We start from the raw sequence: 17,938 nt of genomic DNA, 5'->3' as shown, positions 1-17,938 counted from the left end.
AATCGATTGTCAAATATAGTTTGATTTTAATTAGTTGCAATAGTTAGTGTAAAAAAAACACAATTAATTTATTATGCTGCAGATATTTAGTTTAGCATAAGTATGATATTATATAAATGACAGGATAATTAGCAGCTCTATTTACATTATTGCCAGTTTAAATTGGACATATTTTCTTTTTTAGATAAAATATTAATTTTAATTATAAATAAAATAAGTATATAAAGGGTTTTTTTATACTTAATGCCAAACATTTTTTCGCCAAAAACATTCTTTGAGGTATGAAAGTTAATAGTTTTCCAGGCAAACCTTATCCGCTTGGCGCCACCCCCGATAGTAAAGGCGTAAACTTTGCTATATATGCCAGCAACGCTACCAAAGTTGAACTTTGTTTATTTAAAACAGACGACGACGAGATTGAATTTATTAAGATCGATATTCCCGAACATACGCACCACATTTGGCATACCTATATTCCGCATTTAAAAGCCGGACAGCTATACGGTTACCGGGTTTACGGCCCATACGAACCAGAAAACGGCTTACGCTTTAATCCAAACAAATTATTGATCGACCCTTACGCTAAAGCTATTTCGGGAATTATAGACTGGCACGATTCGTTATTTGGGTACGACGTAACCAGCAACGAAAAAGACCTGAGTTTCAGCATAACCGATAGTGCTCCGTTTATACCCAAAAGCGTAGTAATTAATCCAAAATTTGATTGGGAAGGAGATTGTCCGCCCTGTATATCATACCACAATACCATTATATACGAGGCGCATATTAAAGGCTTTACCAAATTGCATCCCGGCATTCCTGAAGAAATTAGGGGTAGCTATGCCGCTATGAGCCACCCGGTTACCATCCAATATTTAAAAAAACTGGGTATTACTGCGGTAGAGCTGATGCCTATCCAGCATTTTGTGGCCGACAGGCATTTAGTTGAGCAAGGCCTTACCAATTACTGGGGCTACAATACCATAGGTTATTTTGCGCCCGATGCCCGTTATGCCAGCAGCGGAAAGTGCGGCGAGCAGGTAAACGAGTTTAAGCAAATGGTTAAGGAACTGCACAAAGCCGGTATTGAGGTGATATTGGATGTAGTTTATAACCACACCGCCGAAGGTAACCAATTGGGCCCCACACTATCGTTTAGAGGTATTGATAATGCAGGTTACTATCGCCTTACCGAAGACAAGCGTTATTACATGGATTATACGGGTACCGGTAATACGCTGAACGCTTACCTGCCTAACGTATTGCGTTTATTTATGGATAGCCTGCGGTATTGGATTACCGAAATGCACGTAGATGGCTTTCGCTTCGATTTGGCCTCTACCCTAGCGCGTGGCTTGCACGAAGTTGACCGCTTAGGCGCGTTCTTCGATATTATTCACCAGGATCCGATCATATCGCAGGTTAAGCTAATTGCTGAACCATGGGATATTGGCGAAGGTGGTTACCAGGTAGGTAAATTTCCGCAAGGATGGGGCGAGTGGAATGGTAAGTACCGCGATTGTGTACGCGATTACTGGCGCGGTGAACACAGTACCTTAGCCGAATTTGCACAGCGCCTTACCGGAAGCGCCGATTTGTACAAGGATGATTTCCGTAATCCTACAGCCAGTATAAACTTCATTACCGCGCACGATGGATTTACATTAAACGACCTGGTTACGTACAACGAAAAGCATAATTATGCCAACGGCGAAAATAATAACGATGGCGAAAGCCATAACCGCTCATGCAATTACGGCGTAGAAGGATCAACAGACGACGAAAATGTTAACCAGATCCGTGAGCAGCAAAAACGTAATTTTATAACCACGTTGTTCCTTTCGCAGGGAGTACCTATGCTGGTGGCAGGTGACGAAATGAGCCGTACGCAAGGTGGCAACAATAACGCTTATTGCCAGGATAACGAAATTTCATGGTTAGATTGGGAAAATGCCGACCAGGAACTGATAGACTTTACCAGCAAGTTGATCCATTTTCGCCGCAAGCACCCGGCTTTTAGCCGCAAGCGTTGGTTTCGCGGAGCACCTATTAGGGGGGTTGAAGATATTGCCTGGTTTTTACCCGAAGGCGATCAGTTAGGCGAACATCACTGGAACAATGATTTTGCTAAATCTTTAGCCGTTTTTATTAACGGACGTGCGTTGCGTACCCGTAACGAGGTTGGAGAGGCCATGATAGACGATGGCTTTTATGTGATATTTAACTCGCACTGGGAACCCGTGAAATACCAGTTGCCGGCAGAATTGTATGCCAAAAGTTGGACCAAAATTATTGATACCACCGGCCACCAGGTGGTAGACGAAGATACCTATGCAGCAGGAAGCCAGATCACAGTTGGCGGCCGCTCAGTTGTAGTACTGCATCACCCGGTAATTTACAATCAGCCTAATGACAGCAATTAATACCCGGCCCGGCGTTACGTTGAATAATGGCATGGCATCCGTATGGCTGTGGGCACCCGAGGCAAAAAGCGTTCGCATAAAATTGCAGCTAAGTGGTGCCGAATTACCTTTATCCGCAAAAAAATACGGATACTGGTATTTAAGCACCGCCGAACTGAAAAACGGCGACCGCTACCGTTTTTTGCTGGATGATCAAGCGCCCCTCCCCGACCCGGCATCGCTAAGTCAGCCCGGTGGTGTACATGAGGCTTCGGCTGTGGTAGATTTGGACGCTTTTGAGTGGGCTGATAGCAACTGGCAAAACCATGCGCTGGAAGATTACATTTTGTACGAGCTTCATACCGGCACCTTTACATCCGAAGGTAATTTTGCCGGTGTAGAAACCAAGTTGGATTACCTGGTTAGCCTGGGCATTACAGCTATTGAGATCATGCCGGTGGCACAGTTCCCGGGTGACCGCAACTGGGGATATGATGGTGTATTCCCTTATGCGGTTCAAAATTCATACGGAGGGGCTAAAGGCTTACAACAGTTGGTTAATGCGTGTCATCAAAAGGGCATAGCCGTTATATTAGATGTGGTGTACAATCACATTGGTCCCGAAGGCAACTACTTTAATGAGTACGGCCCTTACTTTACTGATAAGTATAACACCCCTTGGGGTAACGCGATAAACTTTGACGATGCCGGCTGCGATGCGGTACGACACTATTTTATAGAGAACGTACTGATGTGGTTCCGCAATTTTCATATTGATGCTTTGCGGATGGATGCGGTACATGCCGTAAAAGATTTTAGTCCGCAGCACATACTGGCCGAAATTAAAGCCAGGGTTGATGAGCTAATGGCCGAAACAGGCAGACAGCACTACCTGATTGTAGAGTGCGATCTGAATGATACCCGCTTTATCAATCCGCAGCAGAAAGCCGGTTTTGGTATGGATAGCCAGTGGATAGACGAGTTTCACCATGCACTACGCATTACCGCAGGCGGCGAGCAAACCGGCTATTACAGCGATTTTAACGGCATTGCCGACCTGGCCAAGTCCTATAACGATGCTTATGTGTACGATGGGCAATACTCCGAACACCGGCAAAAGTTTTTTGGCAGTAAGGCTGTGGATAACCTGGGTGACCAATTTGTGGTGTTCTCCCAAAACCACGACCAGGTGGGCAACCGCATGTTAGGTGAGCGCAGCAGCGAACTATTCAGTTTCGAGATGCAGAAACTGATGGCTGGTGCCATACTTACGGCCCCGTTTTTACCCATGCTGTTTATGGGCGAAGAATACAGCGAAACTAACCGTTTTATGTATTTTGTAAGCCATACCAACCCTCAACTGGCCGAAGCCGTACGTAAAGGCCGCAAGGCGGAATTCGCGGCCTTTCATGCACAGGGTGAGGCACCCAACCCTATGGCCGAAAACACGTTTATGAACTCAAAACTGCAATGGAACTTGCCAGGTGAGGGCAAGCATCAAATTATGCTGAACTTTTACCGAGCGTTATTAGCCCTGCGTAAAAGCCTGCCGGCTTTACATCAACTTAACCGTAAGCTAACCCGGGCTGAATATAACCAACAACAGCAAACCTTAACATTGCACCGGGGACATGAAAGCGCAAGTATCACCGTTTTTATGAATTTTTCTAAAAAGGTACAGGCCATATCATACCCCGAAATAACTAACTTTAAAAAACTATTTAATTCGGCAGATAGTAGCTGGGGTGGCCCGTTAACAGTTAATGATACCACGGCATCTTTAGATAATATCCAGCCCGAATCATTTATCATATATACTGCTTAACACGTATGAATAACCCTGTTGCTACTTATCGCCTTCAATTTCATTCGGCCTTTACATTCGATGATTTTGAGCGTATGATATCTTATCTGCAAAAACTGGGTGTAAGTACTATTTACGCTTCACCGGTTTTTGAGGCAACGCCCGGTAGTACGCATGGTTACGATGGAGTAAATCCTCTCCAAATTAACCCGGAAATAGGTACAGATAAACAGTTGAGGGCTTTAAGTTCAAAGCTGAAAAACCTGGGGATAAACTGGCTACAGGATATTGTTCCCAATCACATGGGTTTCCATCAAAACAACCAGTGGTTAATGGATGTGCTCGAAAAAGGGAAACTCTCCTTTTACGCCAGTTTTTTTGATGCCGTATGGACAAGCCCGCTATTTAAAGATGAGCCCATGATGGTTCCTTTTTTAGGAAGCACTTTAGAAGAAATTGTAAATAACGGCGAGCTCCGTATAGCCTATTTGCCACAACAGGGATTGGTTTTGCAATACGCCGATAACGTTTACCCTATAAAAGCCGCTTCGTACGTTACAATATTACAGACCATCGGCGAATTGCCCAAGCAACTGGAAAGTATATTTAAACAAATTAATAGCTTACAAACCATTACGGAACCCGGGAGCTTCGCCCTTAAATGGACCGCTATTAAGCAAAAGCTGATTAAGGCTTTGAAAGATACGGAGGTGCAGCAATATATAGATACCCATATTGCTCATATCAATCAAAATAAAGAGCTGGTTTTTGAAGTAGCAAACCAACAGCATTACCGCTTATGCAGCTGGAAAGAAACCGATGAGGCTATGAACTATCGCCGTTTTTTTACGGTGAACAGTTTGATCTGTCTGAATATTCAGGATCAGGACGTGTTCGATCACTTTCATACGTACATTAAAAAACTAATTGATACAGGCATATTTCAAGGGCTGCGGATAGATCATATCGATGGATTGTATGATCCATCCTTATACGTCGAACAACTGCGCAAATTAGCCGGGGAAGACACCTACATAGTAGCCGAAAAGATTTTAGCAAGAGCCGAAGAGCTACCCACACAATGGCCTTTGCAAGGAACATCGGGTTATGATTATTTGGCTCAGCTCAACAACTTGTTTACCAACCAGGCTGCCGAAAAGCGGTTCACCAATTTTTACCAGCAACTTGTAAACGACGAGCAGCCAGTTCCCGAACAGATCAAACTAAAAAAGGCAGCCATACTATTGGAAAGTATGGGTGGAGAGCTGGATAACCTGTTTCAATTGTTTAAAAAACTTAAACTTACCGACCGTAAAATATTAGCAGGCTTAAAGCCCGAAATATTAAAAAAAGCCATTAGCCGCCTGCTTATCCTCTGCTCGGTTTACCGGTACTATGGCAACCGGCTGCCTTTGCAAAATGCAGAATATGATGCCATAAAATTATTATTTAAGCAAGCTAAAAAAGATAATACCGAGTTAAAGCCGGCACTTAACCTGTTAGAGATTGTACTGCTGGAGAAACCCAAATTGGGTAATGCCGATTACAACCAGCGCGTTTTGCAGTTTTACCAGCGTTTAATGCAGTTTAGCGGCCCCTTAATGGCCAAGGGTGTAGAGGATACACTGATGTACACCTATAACCGCTTTATTGGCCATAATGAAGTGGGCGATGCCCCTGAAGCCTTTGGTACCGGTGTTAAGCAGTTTCACCAATTAATGCAACAGCGGCAAAAAAACTGGCCGCTGGCTATTAACGGCACCTCTACCCACGACACTAAACGAGGCGAGGATGTTAGGGCGAGGATGAACGTACTAACCGACCTGTCGAAAACCTGGCTTAAAACAGTTAAGCAATGGCAAGAAATGAACGTGGGTTTGAAGGACAATCAAATGCCGGATGCCAATGATGAGTATTTTATATACCAAACCATAGTTGGCGCTTACCCAATGCCCGGCCAGCCCAAAGATAATTTCTCAAACCGTTTGCAGGAGTATTTAATCAAGGCCATGCGCGAGGCTAAAACCCACTCTAATTGGGCCGAGCCGAACGAGTACTATGAGCAAGCTACCCTAAAATTTGCCGCCGCACTGCTAAATAATGAAGGTGAATTTTTAAAATCATTTCAATCATTTCAACAAAAGATAGCCGACCAGGGCATTATTAACTCTTTAGCACAGGTACTCATCAAATTCACCTGCCCGGGTGTACCCGATGTTTACCAGGGCTGCGAACTTTGGGACTTCAGCTTAGTTGACCCCGATAACCGCCGCCCGGTTGATTATGCCTTGCGTACACAATTATTGGATGAAATTACCAGCAGTACGCAAAGCGTTACCGAACTCACCGAAGTACTTTGGAAAAACCGCTACAACGGCCAGATCAAACAATGGCTTACACAAAAGTTATTTACACAAAGGCGGCAGGCGGCCAATGTATTTACATACGGTAACTATATACCTTTACGGGTAAAAGGGGCTTATGAGGAATATATTATAGCCTATGCACGCCAGTATAAAAATGAATGGAGCATTACTGTTGCAGGATTACATTTAGCCGAATTGTGCTTAGACCAAGGCAAAAATATCTCCGGCTTAAAATGGAAAAACACACGGGTGATTCTTCCACCTGAGGCACCAGCTGCATGGCATAACCTGATATCTGGAACTGATGGAAAAGCTGACGAAAACAGTATTAAGGTAAAAGAGCTGTTTACTCAATTACCTTTTGCCCTGCTTAAGTTGCAACAACCCGAAAATAACCGGGGTGCAGGGATACTCATGCATATTACTTCCCTCCCATCGCCATTTGGTGTGGGCGATTTAGGCCCCGAAGCACATAACTTTGCTGACTTTTTGAGTCGTTCGGGGCAAAAATACTGGCAGTTACTGCCACTTAACCCTACCGGTGCCGAGCAAAACTATTCGCCATACAGTTCGGTAAGCAGCATGGCGGGTAATACCCTGCTAATTAGCCCCGAACAGTTGGTGGATGCCGGTTTAATAACCATAAGCGATTTAAAAGACTACCCGTTTACGGTGAACCAAAAGACCGATTATGCTATAGCACAACACAGCAAAGACAAACTACTCGGCCTCGCTTACCAAAACTTTAAAAAGGGAGGTTTTAATCCTTTAGGCCATAAATTTGAGCTTTTCTGTAAACAAGAAGCTTACTGGCTTGATGATTTTGCTTTATACGTTACCTTAAAACAATACCATAACAACGCCGCCTGGTACCAGTGGCCTACCGATTTTAAGCAGCGTAAACCAGCTGCCTTAAAACGATTCTCTATTCAGCATGATCTGGAAATTGAAGAGGTCAAATGGCTGCAGTTCATCTTTCAGCAACAATGGTTGACCTTAAAAAATTATTGCCGGGTAGTAAACGTGCAGTTATTTGGAGACTTACCTTTTTACGTAAGTCACGATTCGGTTGACGTATGGGCTAACCCCGATAGCTTTTACCTGGACAATGAGGGGCAAATGACCGGTATAGCCGGTGTACCGCCTGATTATTTTAACGCCGACGGGCAGCTTTGGGGAATGCCGGTTTACCGCTGGGAGGTAATGAAAGCACGGGGTTACGATTGGTGGATAGGCCGGTTGCGAAAAAATATGCAGTTATTCGATTTGCTCAGGCTCGACCATTTTAGAGCATTTTCGGCCTACTGGGAAGTGCCGGCTGGCGATGATACGGCAAAAAACGGTCGGTGGAAACCCGGACCTGGCAGCGATTTTTTTAGAGCCATTAAGATTGCCTTAGGTCATTTGCCATTTATAGCTGAAGATTTAGGTGATATTAACGCGCCTGTATTTGAACTGCGCGATGAGTTTGAATTTCCGGGTATGAAGGTATTACAGTTTGCCTTTGGTGATGAACTGCCCGACTCGTTATATATCCCTCACAACTACCAGGAAAATTACCTGGTTTATACCGGTACGCATGATAATAATACTACCGTTGGCTGGTTTAACCAGGATACCAGTAAACAGGTTCGCAAACAAATTGAGCAGTACACGGGCCAATCGGTTAAAACCAAGAACATTCATGATGTGCTTAGTCGTGTGGCTTATGCATCAACTGCAAAAATAGCCATACTACCCATGCAGGATGTATTAGGCCTTGATGAAACCGCCCGAATGAACAACCCGGCATCGGCTAAAAACAATTGGGACTGGCGGTTAGCAAAGCAATACCTTACTGCCGATATTGAAGAGAAGTTATTAGAGTGGGTAAAGTTGTACAACCGGGTTTAATTAATTTAAGCTGTAAGGCATAAACTATAAATCTGCGTTTTAAATCCTGGCGGCCTATTAAGGTGAAAGAATTTATCGATTGAACTATCAATTTGAGCCTTTCGAAGCATTTGTTGCTTTGTAAAGTGTTTACAGGCCCATCATAACATTATTAATACTTTCCTGCGCTATTTTACATAAAAGCCTACTTGGGTTCCATGTCATTAAGTTAAGGGATTTAATTATACTCCTTAGGAGCTACCTGTTGTAGCAAAAGTGGTAAGCATGCTTTTTGTACCTTGTAGAGGTTACGCTTAATAATTATTTAAGGGTAGCAACTGCGGCGCAAAAAATATTGGTCAATACAATTTATTAAAAAAACGTAACCTTAATGGGGGGGAACCTTAACTTAACTATGTTGCACTTGCGGTAGATAAGAGAACATTTTTATTTTAACTCACTCATTTGCAATAGTGATTAATATCGCATTGCGTTAGTGACACATAGCCTGTAAACCAAGAGAGACATGCCTTCAGCATGTCTCTCTTAATATTATTTAGCGTGCTCCAGCACAGGTTTGTTCGGCATTATAACCTTCACTTCCTTATGCGGCTTGTAGTAATTCTTCAGGAATTTATTTTTATCATCCTTATACTCCGTTACGCCGCCAATTAGGTGTAAAAACTTAATGTAAACCCAAGCCAGATCTACCTGGTGAGGTAAAAAGCCTGAACGGGCACTGTTAGGGTACAGGTGATGGTTATTATGCCATTCTCCGGCAACTATACCTGGCCAAAGCTGGTTAATCGACATATCCTTGCGGTTATAGTCGGTACCTTCCTGGCGTTTATCTTCACCCTTACCATGACCTTCATAGTTAAAAGTACGAACACCAACCGCCCAAAAACCGGCCGCACCAAATATGGTGCAAGCTAAGGCATGGCCGCCAATCATAAAAAACACCAGGTACCAAAAACCCCAGTTCAGCAATACGCCGCCAATGGTACGAACCGGATTAGCCAACGAACCCCATTTTAGGTATTGTTCATACGTGTTAGAAATTTGACCGGTATGTTTCATTAAAGTAACACAACGGTTATAACTTTTCTCATCCAAATTACGGGCAATAGGCTGATGATTAACATCGGCCAAAAAGCAGTACAAAAAGCCACCTTGCGCATTGTAAGGATCGCCAGGCTGATCTGATTTGGCATGATGCACATGGTGCGAGATCACATAAATTTCCTCCGGGATAATTTTAAGGGTAATATTTTGGGTAATAAACCGCCAAACCGGGTTACGAAACTTGTATGCCCTGTGGGTGCAGTACCTGTGGTACCAAACCGTACCGTGCGACCCCATCACCACCATGCTGTAAACAAAGGCTACCAGTACCAAATTAAAGCTGAAATATTTAAATACAAAAAAGCCTAAAGCTACTGATAATACCACAATCATCATCCAACTGGTGAACGAGAGCCAGTTTTTGCGATCTTTAAAAACATTAAGCCTGTTAAAAAATTCTTTAAAAATTTGTTTCGGGCTTGGCTTTGATAAGTTACCTTGTTCGTCTTTCCAGCCATAAGAAGGCTCTTGTAACACGCTATCAATAAATGTCATATATAAATATCAGTTTGCAATCAATTAATTGCTTGCAAGGTAACAAATTTATCAAACTATTTCTGTATATATTTACAACCTTGTGATGTAAAAAATGTTACAGTTATATGGAAGATTTTGGAATAACATTAGCCATTCACGGCCAGCAAATACCCGCAACCATACATCAGCGGGTTGAGGGAGATACCACACACTACGATATTACAACCGACGATTTTTCGGTAAGTATATATAAAGACACCCTATACACCTGGAAAGCGGATGACGATGCCGGTTTTAGCGCCGATGACATTCAGAGCTTTGGCGAGCAAATTAACAATTAGGGCCCCGGCCCAGCCCTCTAACCTCACCTAAGTCCTCTCCAAAGGAGAGGACTTAAAAAGAAATGCTTCGGCTCCCTCTCCTTTGGAGAGAGCTGGGGTGAGGACTAAGGTTGTATAAAACTACCATCGCCCCTGCGTTGTAGCTGGCGGCCATTGCGCGATGGAGAACCACTCCATTTTTGCAGGTTGGTACGTACGCTGAACATAAAGTATCGGCTGAGCGCGTTTGACAGGGTATTGGTGTAACCGTTATCATTGATAACCTGGTTGGTAAAATTATTTTGCTTTAAAACATCAAATGCCTGCAGCCTGAAGGTGAGGTTACGTTTGGCTAAAAAATTCTTTTCGATATAAGCATTAATAACTAATGGGTTGCTCGATGTATTTTGCTGTACATTGCCGCCTATGAAATTCTTGCTGGCATCGTAACCTACCGTAAGCGACCGCTCTTTCATAAAGTAAAAACGCCCATCTATAGCTATGGCTGTTCTTTGTAAATTTGTGGCTGATGTGCTACCTACCGTTATAAGTGATTTAGAAATGGTATAGGATACAAAAGGATTTATTTCTATCGACTCGTTAGGGTTGATTCTCGGGCCAAACCGCTGGTTGATATTCCAGCTTCTCACTACCGCATCACGATTACTGACCAATGTGTTGTTATAGGCATAGGTTGCACTTCCTAATAAAGATAAATTGTATTTACGGTCAGATAACTGCTTGGAGAAATTGTAATTGCTCCCTAAATTATACGATCCGCTTCGGTTTACATATCGGGTTATATTAATTCGTCCACCTTCAGTTTCAGGATCTGTAGCATAAGCGTTATTGGTTACAATTTGGTTGTTGGTGGTATTGCCAAAAACATTGACCAGTATGTTAATTTTTGAATTGGATAAGTAGTTACTGTATTGAGCAGTAATATTATGCCGGAAAGCCACTTTAAGGTCGGGGTTACCAACTATCCAGTTTTGCTGGTTAGATTTATCGGTTACGGGTTGTATTTGTGTAAACGTAGGCTCCGAAGGACTACCCGAATAATTAATATATGCACGTTGCTGCCTTGACCATACATACTGGAAACGCGCAATAGGTATAATAAAGAAATTATTACGGCTGGTAGAAGCACCGTTACCCTGGCTCACATTAACGCCGCTCAAATTTGTAGGTACAGCTGTAGCACCTAATGAATAATTGAATTTAGTGCCATTATACCTGTAATTTAAAGCCAGCCGTGTTTCAGTGAAAGAAAAGTTATAAATATTGTTCAGTAAACCGTTACGGTATGCAACCTGTTCGCCCGATGGGGTTATACTATCGGTTACGGCGTTGTTTTCATAAGCCCGGCGGTTTATTTGCCCGTTAAACTCAAATTGCGAGGTTGCCGACAGCGGTTCAACGTAAGTAAGGCTGGTCCTGAAGTTTTTAGTGATATTATCACGGGTTATTAAGCGGCTGGTGTACCTGGTGTTAAACACAGCACCTTCAGGAGTGTATATTATCCGATTGCTTTGCTGCTCGTTGTTAGCCTCCTGGTTTGAATGTGTATAATTAAGCTGTATGGATACATTACGCCTGGGTTTTTTAAAAATATGCTGATAGAACACTATACCACCAAAATTTGGTGAAGACGTATAATTAGTACCAGTACCGCTAATATCCTGAAACTGTAAGCCGGTTTCGTTACGAACCGAACTACTGATTGATAAATTGCTATTAGTAGAAATTGATGGCGTAACTCTTAAAAAGTTAGCACTATCAATACTGTATTCCATCTCAAAGCTAAAGTTGTGCTGTTTGCTGTTTCTACGGCTGTCGCTGTTGTTAGTAAAAATCAGGGTATCTGCCCTGCCGCTGTTTGCACCCGTTGTATCAGCATAATAGGATTGGCCGTAACTATTGTTAAGTGAGCGTACATCATTAAAGTTGTACCGGTAGTTCATATTCACCTCAAATTTCTTGCTCCACTGGTCGCGGTAGGTAAAGGTTGGGCTACCCGAAGTTGTTGTACCGCCACTACCCGAACTGCCGCTGTTACCATTGTTATTGCCACCGTTACGGCCACCATCGGCCCCGCCGGCTATACCGGTTGATGCTACACCGTTTACCGTATTATTTAAATTACCTATGATGCCTAAAACCTGATTACCATTAGTGCGCTGTAAAAAAACACGGCTTTCGTAACGCTCGTTGTTACCGCCTCCGGCATTTAGGCGGGCAATGTTGCCTACCGATTTATCGGCGCGGGTGGTGATGTTTAATACCTTTTGCGGGTCGCCGTCTTTAATACCCGTGCGCGCGGCCTGGTCGCCGTAATCGTCAACCACCTGTATTTTATCCACAATTTCGGCAGGCAGGTTTTTAATGGCCTGGGCCAAATCGCCGCCGGCATACTCTTTGCCGTTCAGTTTGGCACGGGTTACCTGCTGACCCTGGTGAGTTAAAGATCCATCGGTACCTACTTCCATACCTTCCATTTTTTTCAGCAATTCATCAACCGCCGCGTTGGGCCGCACTTTGTAATCGCTGGCCCGGTATTCAACGGTATCGGTTTTATAGGTGATGCTGGGTGTGCCATTTACTATTACAGCGTTTAACTGGTTGGCTTGCGAGTTAAGGATGATAGGGTCGAGCACTAAACGGGCTACAGCATCGTTATTCAGCATTTTTCTTATTAAGGGCTTGTAACCAATACTGCTAACGCTAATTACAAACGTAGCCGACTTTATATTCCTGAAAACAAAGATCCCATCGGTATTGGTAATGGTGGTAGCGCTGTCAGTTGCCCCAATCTTCAGTTTTACAGTAGCACCTATTACTACATTATCGGTACTGTCTTTTACAATTCCACTAACCTCGCGCAAAGGAACGGGGGGCTTAGCCGCTCCACCGCGGCCTGGTACCTGGGCAAAGAGCTTGCAGGTTAATAAAGTTAAAATAAGTATAGGTATAAGTTTCTTCATGTGTAAGGTTGTTTGTGAGTTATTAACAGAGACGTAACCACTGGTTAAGGTTTGGCCAGTTTATACTTACCCCAAAAATCGGTAGGTGTCATCAGTTCCATCATAGCTCCACCGCCAAAGCCGCCGCCACCGCCGTTTCCGCCGCCGCCGTTTCCGCCACCACCACCACCACCTTGACGGTTGCCGCCGCCTTCACGGTTACCAAAATTCATCTGGATGCCGTTCAATTTAAGATTGTAGGCCAGTTCGGTAGCTGAGCCGGCATTTAGTTGCAGTAATTTTAACGGCACCGCCAGTTCATAAAACAAGCTGCCGTGGGCATCGAAAGATATGGCTGTTTTAACACCAAAAGTATTATAAATAGATATCAGTGTATCGGTAATTTCCTTAATGCCGGTAATGCTTAACTCTTTCATACCGGCAACTGCCTGCTTGCGGCTTTCTACCAGGGCAGCAGTATCAACTCCCCCCTCCTGGCGGCCACGGCCACCCATACGGGCACGTCCACCACCCGAGGTTACCACAGGATAGGTAATTACAGCTGCATCTTTTTCTTTCTTTTTCCCCTCTTTATTAATGGTGAAAGTTAAGCCACCGCCTAAAAGCTTGTTAATATTAGTTTGATCGGTTGTAGTAATGGCCAGGTATAAATTATTGGCATCGTTGGCCAGCGTATAACGTAGTGTTGTGCCTTTGTTATAAGCCGGCAACTCTTTCCATTCGGTATGTTTACCATCTATTTTGATGCCTGCAGGTGCCTTTACCCCGGCGGCTATGTCTGCATTTTTTTGGGCGAAAGTGCCGCTTGTACCTAACAGGCAAAAACCAATTGCGTAGCAAATATTTAATATCAGACCATTGAACTGCATAAACTGTATATTTTAAATTTATATTGATAATAAAACACTGAGTATGACACCAGCTTTTACTATTGGTTTATATTGGGACGCACATTATTTACACTCCTAAGCTTGCTTGTTTTGTGCTTACCAAATTTAGTGGTATGCACCCAATAAATTAAAAAGTTATAAGTAATAAATTCAATACAAACACATATTCGCAAAGTTGTTACAAACATATTATTAGGATACGATGATTGGGTAACCATCATATATCAACAATAATTATACATTTAGGTTAACAAACTATTTGCAGCTGCACTGCGTTAAAAAATAAATACGATCAAAAAAACCTCGCACCAATTGTTAATATTGCACATTACATATTTACATGCTGAAAAATATATTATATGTTGCCCTGCTATTTATAGGACACTACTCGTTTGCACAAGAAACAGTTGAACGTAACCGTAAACTCACACCACAGGTAGATGAGAAATACCAAGTGCTTAAAACCGATTATGCAGTAATGCAGGGCACCTACGCTGCATACCTTAAAAAAACACTCATTGCTGCCGGACGTTATGAAAATAATAAGAAAACCGGTATCTGGACTTTTTTCAACATTAAAGGGGTAGTTTGCCAACGATATGATTATAGCAAAGAGCACCTGATATATGAAGCTCCTGAAGACAGTACCTCGGGTGTTAGGTATGTTGTAGATGATTCGCTTAAAAACGAGTTTAAGTTTTACAAACCGGTACGCATAGGCGGACGCTATTACGGCTATTTAAAATATATTAATTTAATACGGTTACCTGTAGATCTGACTAATTTGAGTAACGAAACTGTAGGTGCAGCTATGGAACTGCTGGTAAGTCCGGGTGGCCGCCTGGCCGAATTCAAAATAAGGTTGAGGAATTATAACAATAAAGACCCGGAAGGCGGTATTGTGCTTAATGTTAACCTGAATTTAATGGATGAGGAAGACAAATTATTTATAGGTGCGAAGCTAAACGATATACCTGTACCGGTACGAATTATAATACCGGTGTACTTTTATAAAATGAACCAGGTTAGGCTATAAACAACAAAAGAGCCGCTTCAGATAGGTGAAGTGCGGCTCTTTATGTTTAAACGATTATGTTTAATGACTGTGATGACCATCGGCACCATGTGCGTGGCCGTGAGACAGTTCCTCAGGATTAGCCGGACGAACATTAATAATCTCACCTTTAAAATGTAATTGCTGACCAGCCATCGGGTGATTCAAATCCACAATAACCGAATCTTCAACCACCGATACAACTTGGCCCTGAAAACGGTTACCCTCATTGTCCTGTAGGGGTAGTATAGAACCAACTTCGGGCGTATCGGTACCTTCAAACATTTCTTTAGGCAAATTAGCCACGGCTTCGTCATTATACTCACCATAAGCATCTTCTGCACTCAATTGAAAGTCGAAGTTATCACCTGTCGAAAGCGTACTTAAATGATCTTCAAACTTAGGCAACATCTGGCCTGCGCCATACAAAAACGTTAATGGCTGCTCCTGGGTTGCACTCTCAACCAAAGCTTCTGTGCCGTCTTCCTGGTTAACATACAAATCGTAGGTTAACGATACGACGTGTTGTGATTCAATCTTCATTGGATAATAATTTTAATATAAAAAGCTAAGAAAGCGCAATTTGTTTTAAGGCTTCCGTTACCGAGTTAGCCGGCAACCCGCAGGTTTTGTTTTTACAGATAAATATACGCGTTTGTGCCGATACACGATTTTGCAGCAAAGGTAAGTTTTCCTGATTACCGCCCAACATAATTTTGTTAGGAATGTAAGTTTGCTCCAGCTCCTTACGTGTGGTTTCCGCATCGTCTCCTGTTACAGCTACCTCATATAAACCGGTTATTTCTTCGAGCAAAAGCAAACACCAATTGCTGTACGATGACCCGTACTTCACCATATAAGGCATCACATTGCGCAATAACTGAGCCGATATTTCTTCGTATTGCTGATCCTCCAACAGCATCCCCAATTTTTTAAGGTTACGCGCCATTACCGAATTTGAAGAGGAGATCACGCCATCCATAATTTCGGTTTTACGGGCAATCAATTGTTCATCGTCGTTAGCCGTATAATAAAACATGCCTTCGGCCTCGTCATAATAATAAGTAATGGCATTGTTAGCCAGTTCGCGGGCAACATCCAGCCACTGCTTATCAAAAGTAACTTCGTAAAGGGCTATAAGCGCATCAATTACATTGGCGTAATCATCTAAAAAGGCAACCTGTTTTGTTTCCAGGTGAACATCCTTTTTATAAATACGGGCCAGGCGGTTGTGGCTATTGATCAGTTTTTGTTGGATAAATTTCGCATTGTTCAATGCCAAATGTAAATAGCTGTCTTTATTAAACGTGCGATAAGCCTCACAAACTCCTTTAAGCATCAACCCGTTCCACGAAGCGAGGATCTTATTATCCAATCCCGGGCGGATACGGCTACTCCGAGCTTCAAATACTTTTGCTTTTGCATCGGCTATTTTGCTTTGCAGTTCTTCAATACTCAGTCCTAATTGTTGAGCCAGAATATCATCCTGTTCTTTCCTGAAAAAGATATTGGTTTGCTCCTCTTCCCAATTACCATCTTCGGTAACATGGTAATAAATACAGAATACATCCGCATCATCACCTAAAATTTCTTCTACTTCGCTTTTAGAAAAAGTATAAAACTTACCCTCCACTCCTTCGCTATCGGCATCCAAAGCCGAATAAAAACCAAAATCGGGTGACATCAGTTCCCGCTCTACAAAACTTACGGTTTCCTCAACCACGTTTCGGTACAACGGGTCGGGGTTCCATACATAAGCTTCGGCGTACAGGCTCACCAGCTGTGCGTTGTCATATAACATTTTTTCAAAATGCGGCACATGCCATCTACCATCAACCGAATAGCGGGCAAAGCCGCCACCTATATGATCGTAAATACCACCGAAAGCCATTTTATTCAATGTTAGCTTAGCAAGTTGTGCAATGCTTTCTTCGTTGGTTAAATGAGCATAGCGCATTAAAAACAGCCAGTTATTAGGCATCGGGAACTTGGGCGCACGCCCCGAACCTCCTTCTGTATCGTCCAAATACTTTTTCCAGTTAGCTACAATGGTTTCCAGGTCACTTAACTGATACTCCGGCTGCTCCGTTATTAAATCTACCGTTTCGTATTGCTGGATTCCCTCGGTTAAGCGTACGGCATATTCAATGGCTTCATCAGGACGGTTATGATAGAAATCGGCCAAGCTCATTAATATGTTCATCCAATCGGCTTTGGGGTAATAGGTACCGCCGTATATAGGCCGCTGATCGGGCAGGCAAATGCAATTTAACGGCCAGCCGCCACGGTTAGTCATTAATTGTACGGCACTCATGTAAATCTGGTCTACATCGGGGCGTTCTTCCCTATCCACCTTAATACAAACAAAGTGTTCGTTCATTAAGTTGGCTACCATTTCGTCTTCAAAGCTTTCATGCTCCATTACATGGCACCAATGGCAGGCCGAATAACCAATGCTCACTAAAATAAGCTTGTTCTCGTCTTTAGCCTTTTGTAGGGCCTCGGTACCCCAGGGGTACCAGTCTACCGGATTATGGGCATGTTGCAGTAAATATGGTGATGCAGAGTTAGCGAGGCGATTCATTTCTTAATTTAGGATTTCGAATATTTAATTTCGAATTTAGTGGATGTAAAAACTTGGGAA

At 43.0% G+C, this 17,938-nt stretch carries 10 protein-coding genes; 5 read left to right on the top strand and 5 right to left on the bottom strand.

All coding sequences use genetic code 11. The annotated features are described in order from the left end of the window. Positions 1 to 281: 281 nt before the first annotated feature. Genes glgX through treY form a run of 3 tightly spaced genes read left to right on the top strand, consistent with a single transcriptional unit; the run spans position 282 to position 8,465 of the window. The gene (gene glgX / locus ACFQ3S_RS04420; protein ID WP_377161631.1) at positions 282 to 2,423 is read left to right on the top strand and encodes a glycogen debranching protein GlgX; all 2,142 of its coding nucleotides are present in this window, start codon (positions 282 to 284) and stop codon (positions 2,421 to 2,423) included. Next, positions 2,410 to 4,227 (top strand): malto-oligosyltrehalose trehalohydrolase, encoded by a 1,818-nt coding sequence (treZ, locus tag ACFQ3S_RS04415; RefSeq protein ID WP_377161629.1) that lies wholly within the window; start codon positions 2,410 to 2,412, stop codon positions 4,225 to 4,227. Before glgX ends, treZ begins: the two co-directional genes overlap by 14 nt. Positions 4,228 to 4,232: 5 nt before the next feature. Then, positions 4,233 to 8,465: a malto-oligosyltrehalose synthase gene (treY, locus tag ACFQ3S_RS04410; RefSeq protein ID WP_377161627.1), complete on the top strand. Its 4,233-nt coding sequence runs from the start codon at positions 4,233 to 4,235 to the stop codon at positions 8,463 to 8,465. 531 nt (positions 8,466 to 8,996) lie between these two features. Here the strand turns inward: treY and ACFQ3S_RS04405 are convergent. Then, positions 8,997 to 10,064 carry a fatty acid desaturase gene (locus ACFQ3S_RS04405; protein WP_377161625.1) on the bottom strand — a complete coding sequence of 356 codons (1,068 nt, stop codon included), beginning with the start codon at positions 10,062 to 10,064 and terminating at the stop codon, positions 8,997 to 8,999. Between the two features lie 107 nt (positions 10,065 to 10,171). Between ACFQ3S_RS04405 and ACFQ3S_RS04400 the strand changes: the two genes are divergently transcribed. Further along, the gene (locus ACFQ3S_RS04400; protein WP_377161623.1) at positions 10,172 to 10,387 is read left to right on the top strand and encodes a hypothetical protein; all 216 of its coding nucleotides are present in this window, start codon (positions 10,172 to 10,174) and stop codon (positions 10,385 to 10,387) included. A gap of 104 nt (positions 10,388 to 10,491) precedes the next feature. Here ACFQ3S_RS04400 and ACFQ3S_RS04395 read toward each other — a convergent pair whose 3' ends face one another. After that, a complete protein-coding gene (locus tag ACFQ3S_RS04395) occupies positions 10,492 to 13,350 on the bottom strand; it encodes a TonB-dependent receptor (RefSeq protein ID WP_377161621.1) in 2,859 nt (952 codons plus the stop codon). Between the two features lie 44 nt (positions 13,351 to 13,394). Next, a complete protein-coding gene (locus tag ACFQ3S_RS04390) occupies positions 13,395 to 14,219 on the bottom strand; it encodes a hypothetical protein (RefSeq protein WP_377161619.1) in 825 nt (274 codons plus the stop codon). A 361-nt stretch (positions 14,220 to 14,580) separates the two neighbouring features. On the opposite strand from ACFQ3S_RS04390, the gene ACFQ3S_RS04385 reads away from it, so the two are divergent. After that, a complete protein-coding gene (locus tag ACFQ3S_RS04385; protein ID WP_377161617.1) occupies positions 14,581 to 15,276 on the top strand; it encodes a hypothetical protein in 696 nt (231 codons plus the stop codon). Between the two features lie 60 nt (positions 15,277 to 15,336). Here the strand turns inward: ACFQ3S_RS04385 and ACFQ3S_RS04380 are convergent, their stop codons facing one another. Further along, on the bottom strand, positions 15,337 to 15,837 hold the full coding sequence (locus ACFQ3S_RS04380) for an FKBP-type peptidyl-prolyl cis-trans isomerase (RefSeq protein ID WP_377161615.1): 501 nt from the start codon (positions 15,835 to 15,837) through the stop codon (positions 15,337 to 15,339). Between the two features lie 25 nt (positions 15,838 to 15,862). Beyond that, entirely contained in the window at positions 15,863 to 17,878 is a 2,016-nt protein-coding gene (locus ACFQ3S_RS04375) for a thioredoxin domain-containing protein (RefSeq protein ID WP_377161613.1), read from the bottom strand. Between the last annotated feature and the right edge of the window lie 60 nt (positions 17,879 to 17,938).

Origin of the sequence: Mucilaginibacter terrae, from assembly GCF_042679325.1 — a bacterium.
Classification (GTDB): domain Bacteria; phylum Bacteroidota; class Bacteroidia; order Sphingobacteriales; family Sphingobacteriaceae; genus Mucilaginibacter; species Mucilaginibacter terrae.
The sequence above is the reverse complement of the archived record's forward strand: the minus strand, read 5'-3'. Positions and strand labels throughout refer to the sequence as shown.

What these genes read in the sequence shown, in the direction of transcription:
- glgX (WP_377161631.1), top strand. Translation starts at nt 282, where the DNA reads ATGAAAGTTAATAGTTTTCCAGGCAAACCTTATCCGCTTGGCGCCACC.
- ACFQ3S_RS04390 (WP_377161619.1), bottom strand. Translation starts at nt 14,219, where the DNA reads ATGCAGTTCAATGGTCTGATATTAAATATTTGCTACGCAATTGGTTTT.
- ACFQ3S_RS04385 (WP_377161617.1), top strand. Translation starts at nt 14,581, where the DNA reads ATGCTGAAAAATATATTATATGTTGCCCTGCTATTTATAGGACACTAC.
- treZ (WP_377161629.1), top strand. Translation starts at nt 2,410, where the DNA reads ATGACAGCAATTAATACCCGGCCCGGCGTTACGTTGAATAATGGCATG.
- ACFQ3S_RS04380 (WP_377161615.1), bottom strand. Translation starts at nt 15,837, where the DNA reads ATGAAGATTGAATCACAACACGTCGTATCGTTAACCTACGATTTGTAT.
- ACFQ3S_RS04375 (WP_377161613.1), bottom strand. Translation starts at nt 17,878, where the DNA reads ATGAATCGCCTCGCTAACTCTGCATCACCATATTTACTGCAACATGCC.
- ACFQ3S_RS04400 (WP_377161623.1), top strand. Translation starts at nt 10,172, where the DNA reads ATGGAAGATTTTGGAATAACATTAGCCATTCACGGCCAGCAAATACCC.
- treY (WP_377161627.1), top strand. Translation starts at nt 4,233, where the DNA reads ATGAATAACCCTGTTGCTACTTATCGCCTTCAATTTCATTCGGCCTTT.
- ACFQ3S_RS04395 (WP_377161621.1), bottom strand. Translation starts at nt 13,350, where the DNA reads ATGAAGAAACTTATACCTATACTTATTTTAACTTTATTAACCTGCAAG.
- ACFQ3S_RS04405 (WP_377161625.1), bottom strand. Translation starts at nt 10,064, where the DNA reads ATGACATTTATTGATAGCGTGTTACAAGAGCCTTCTTATGGCTGGAAA.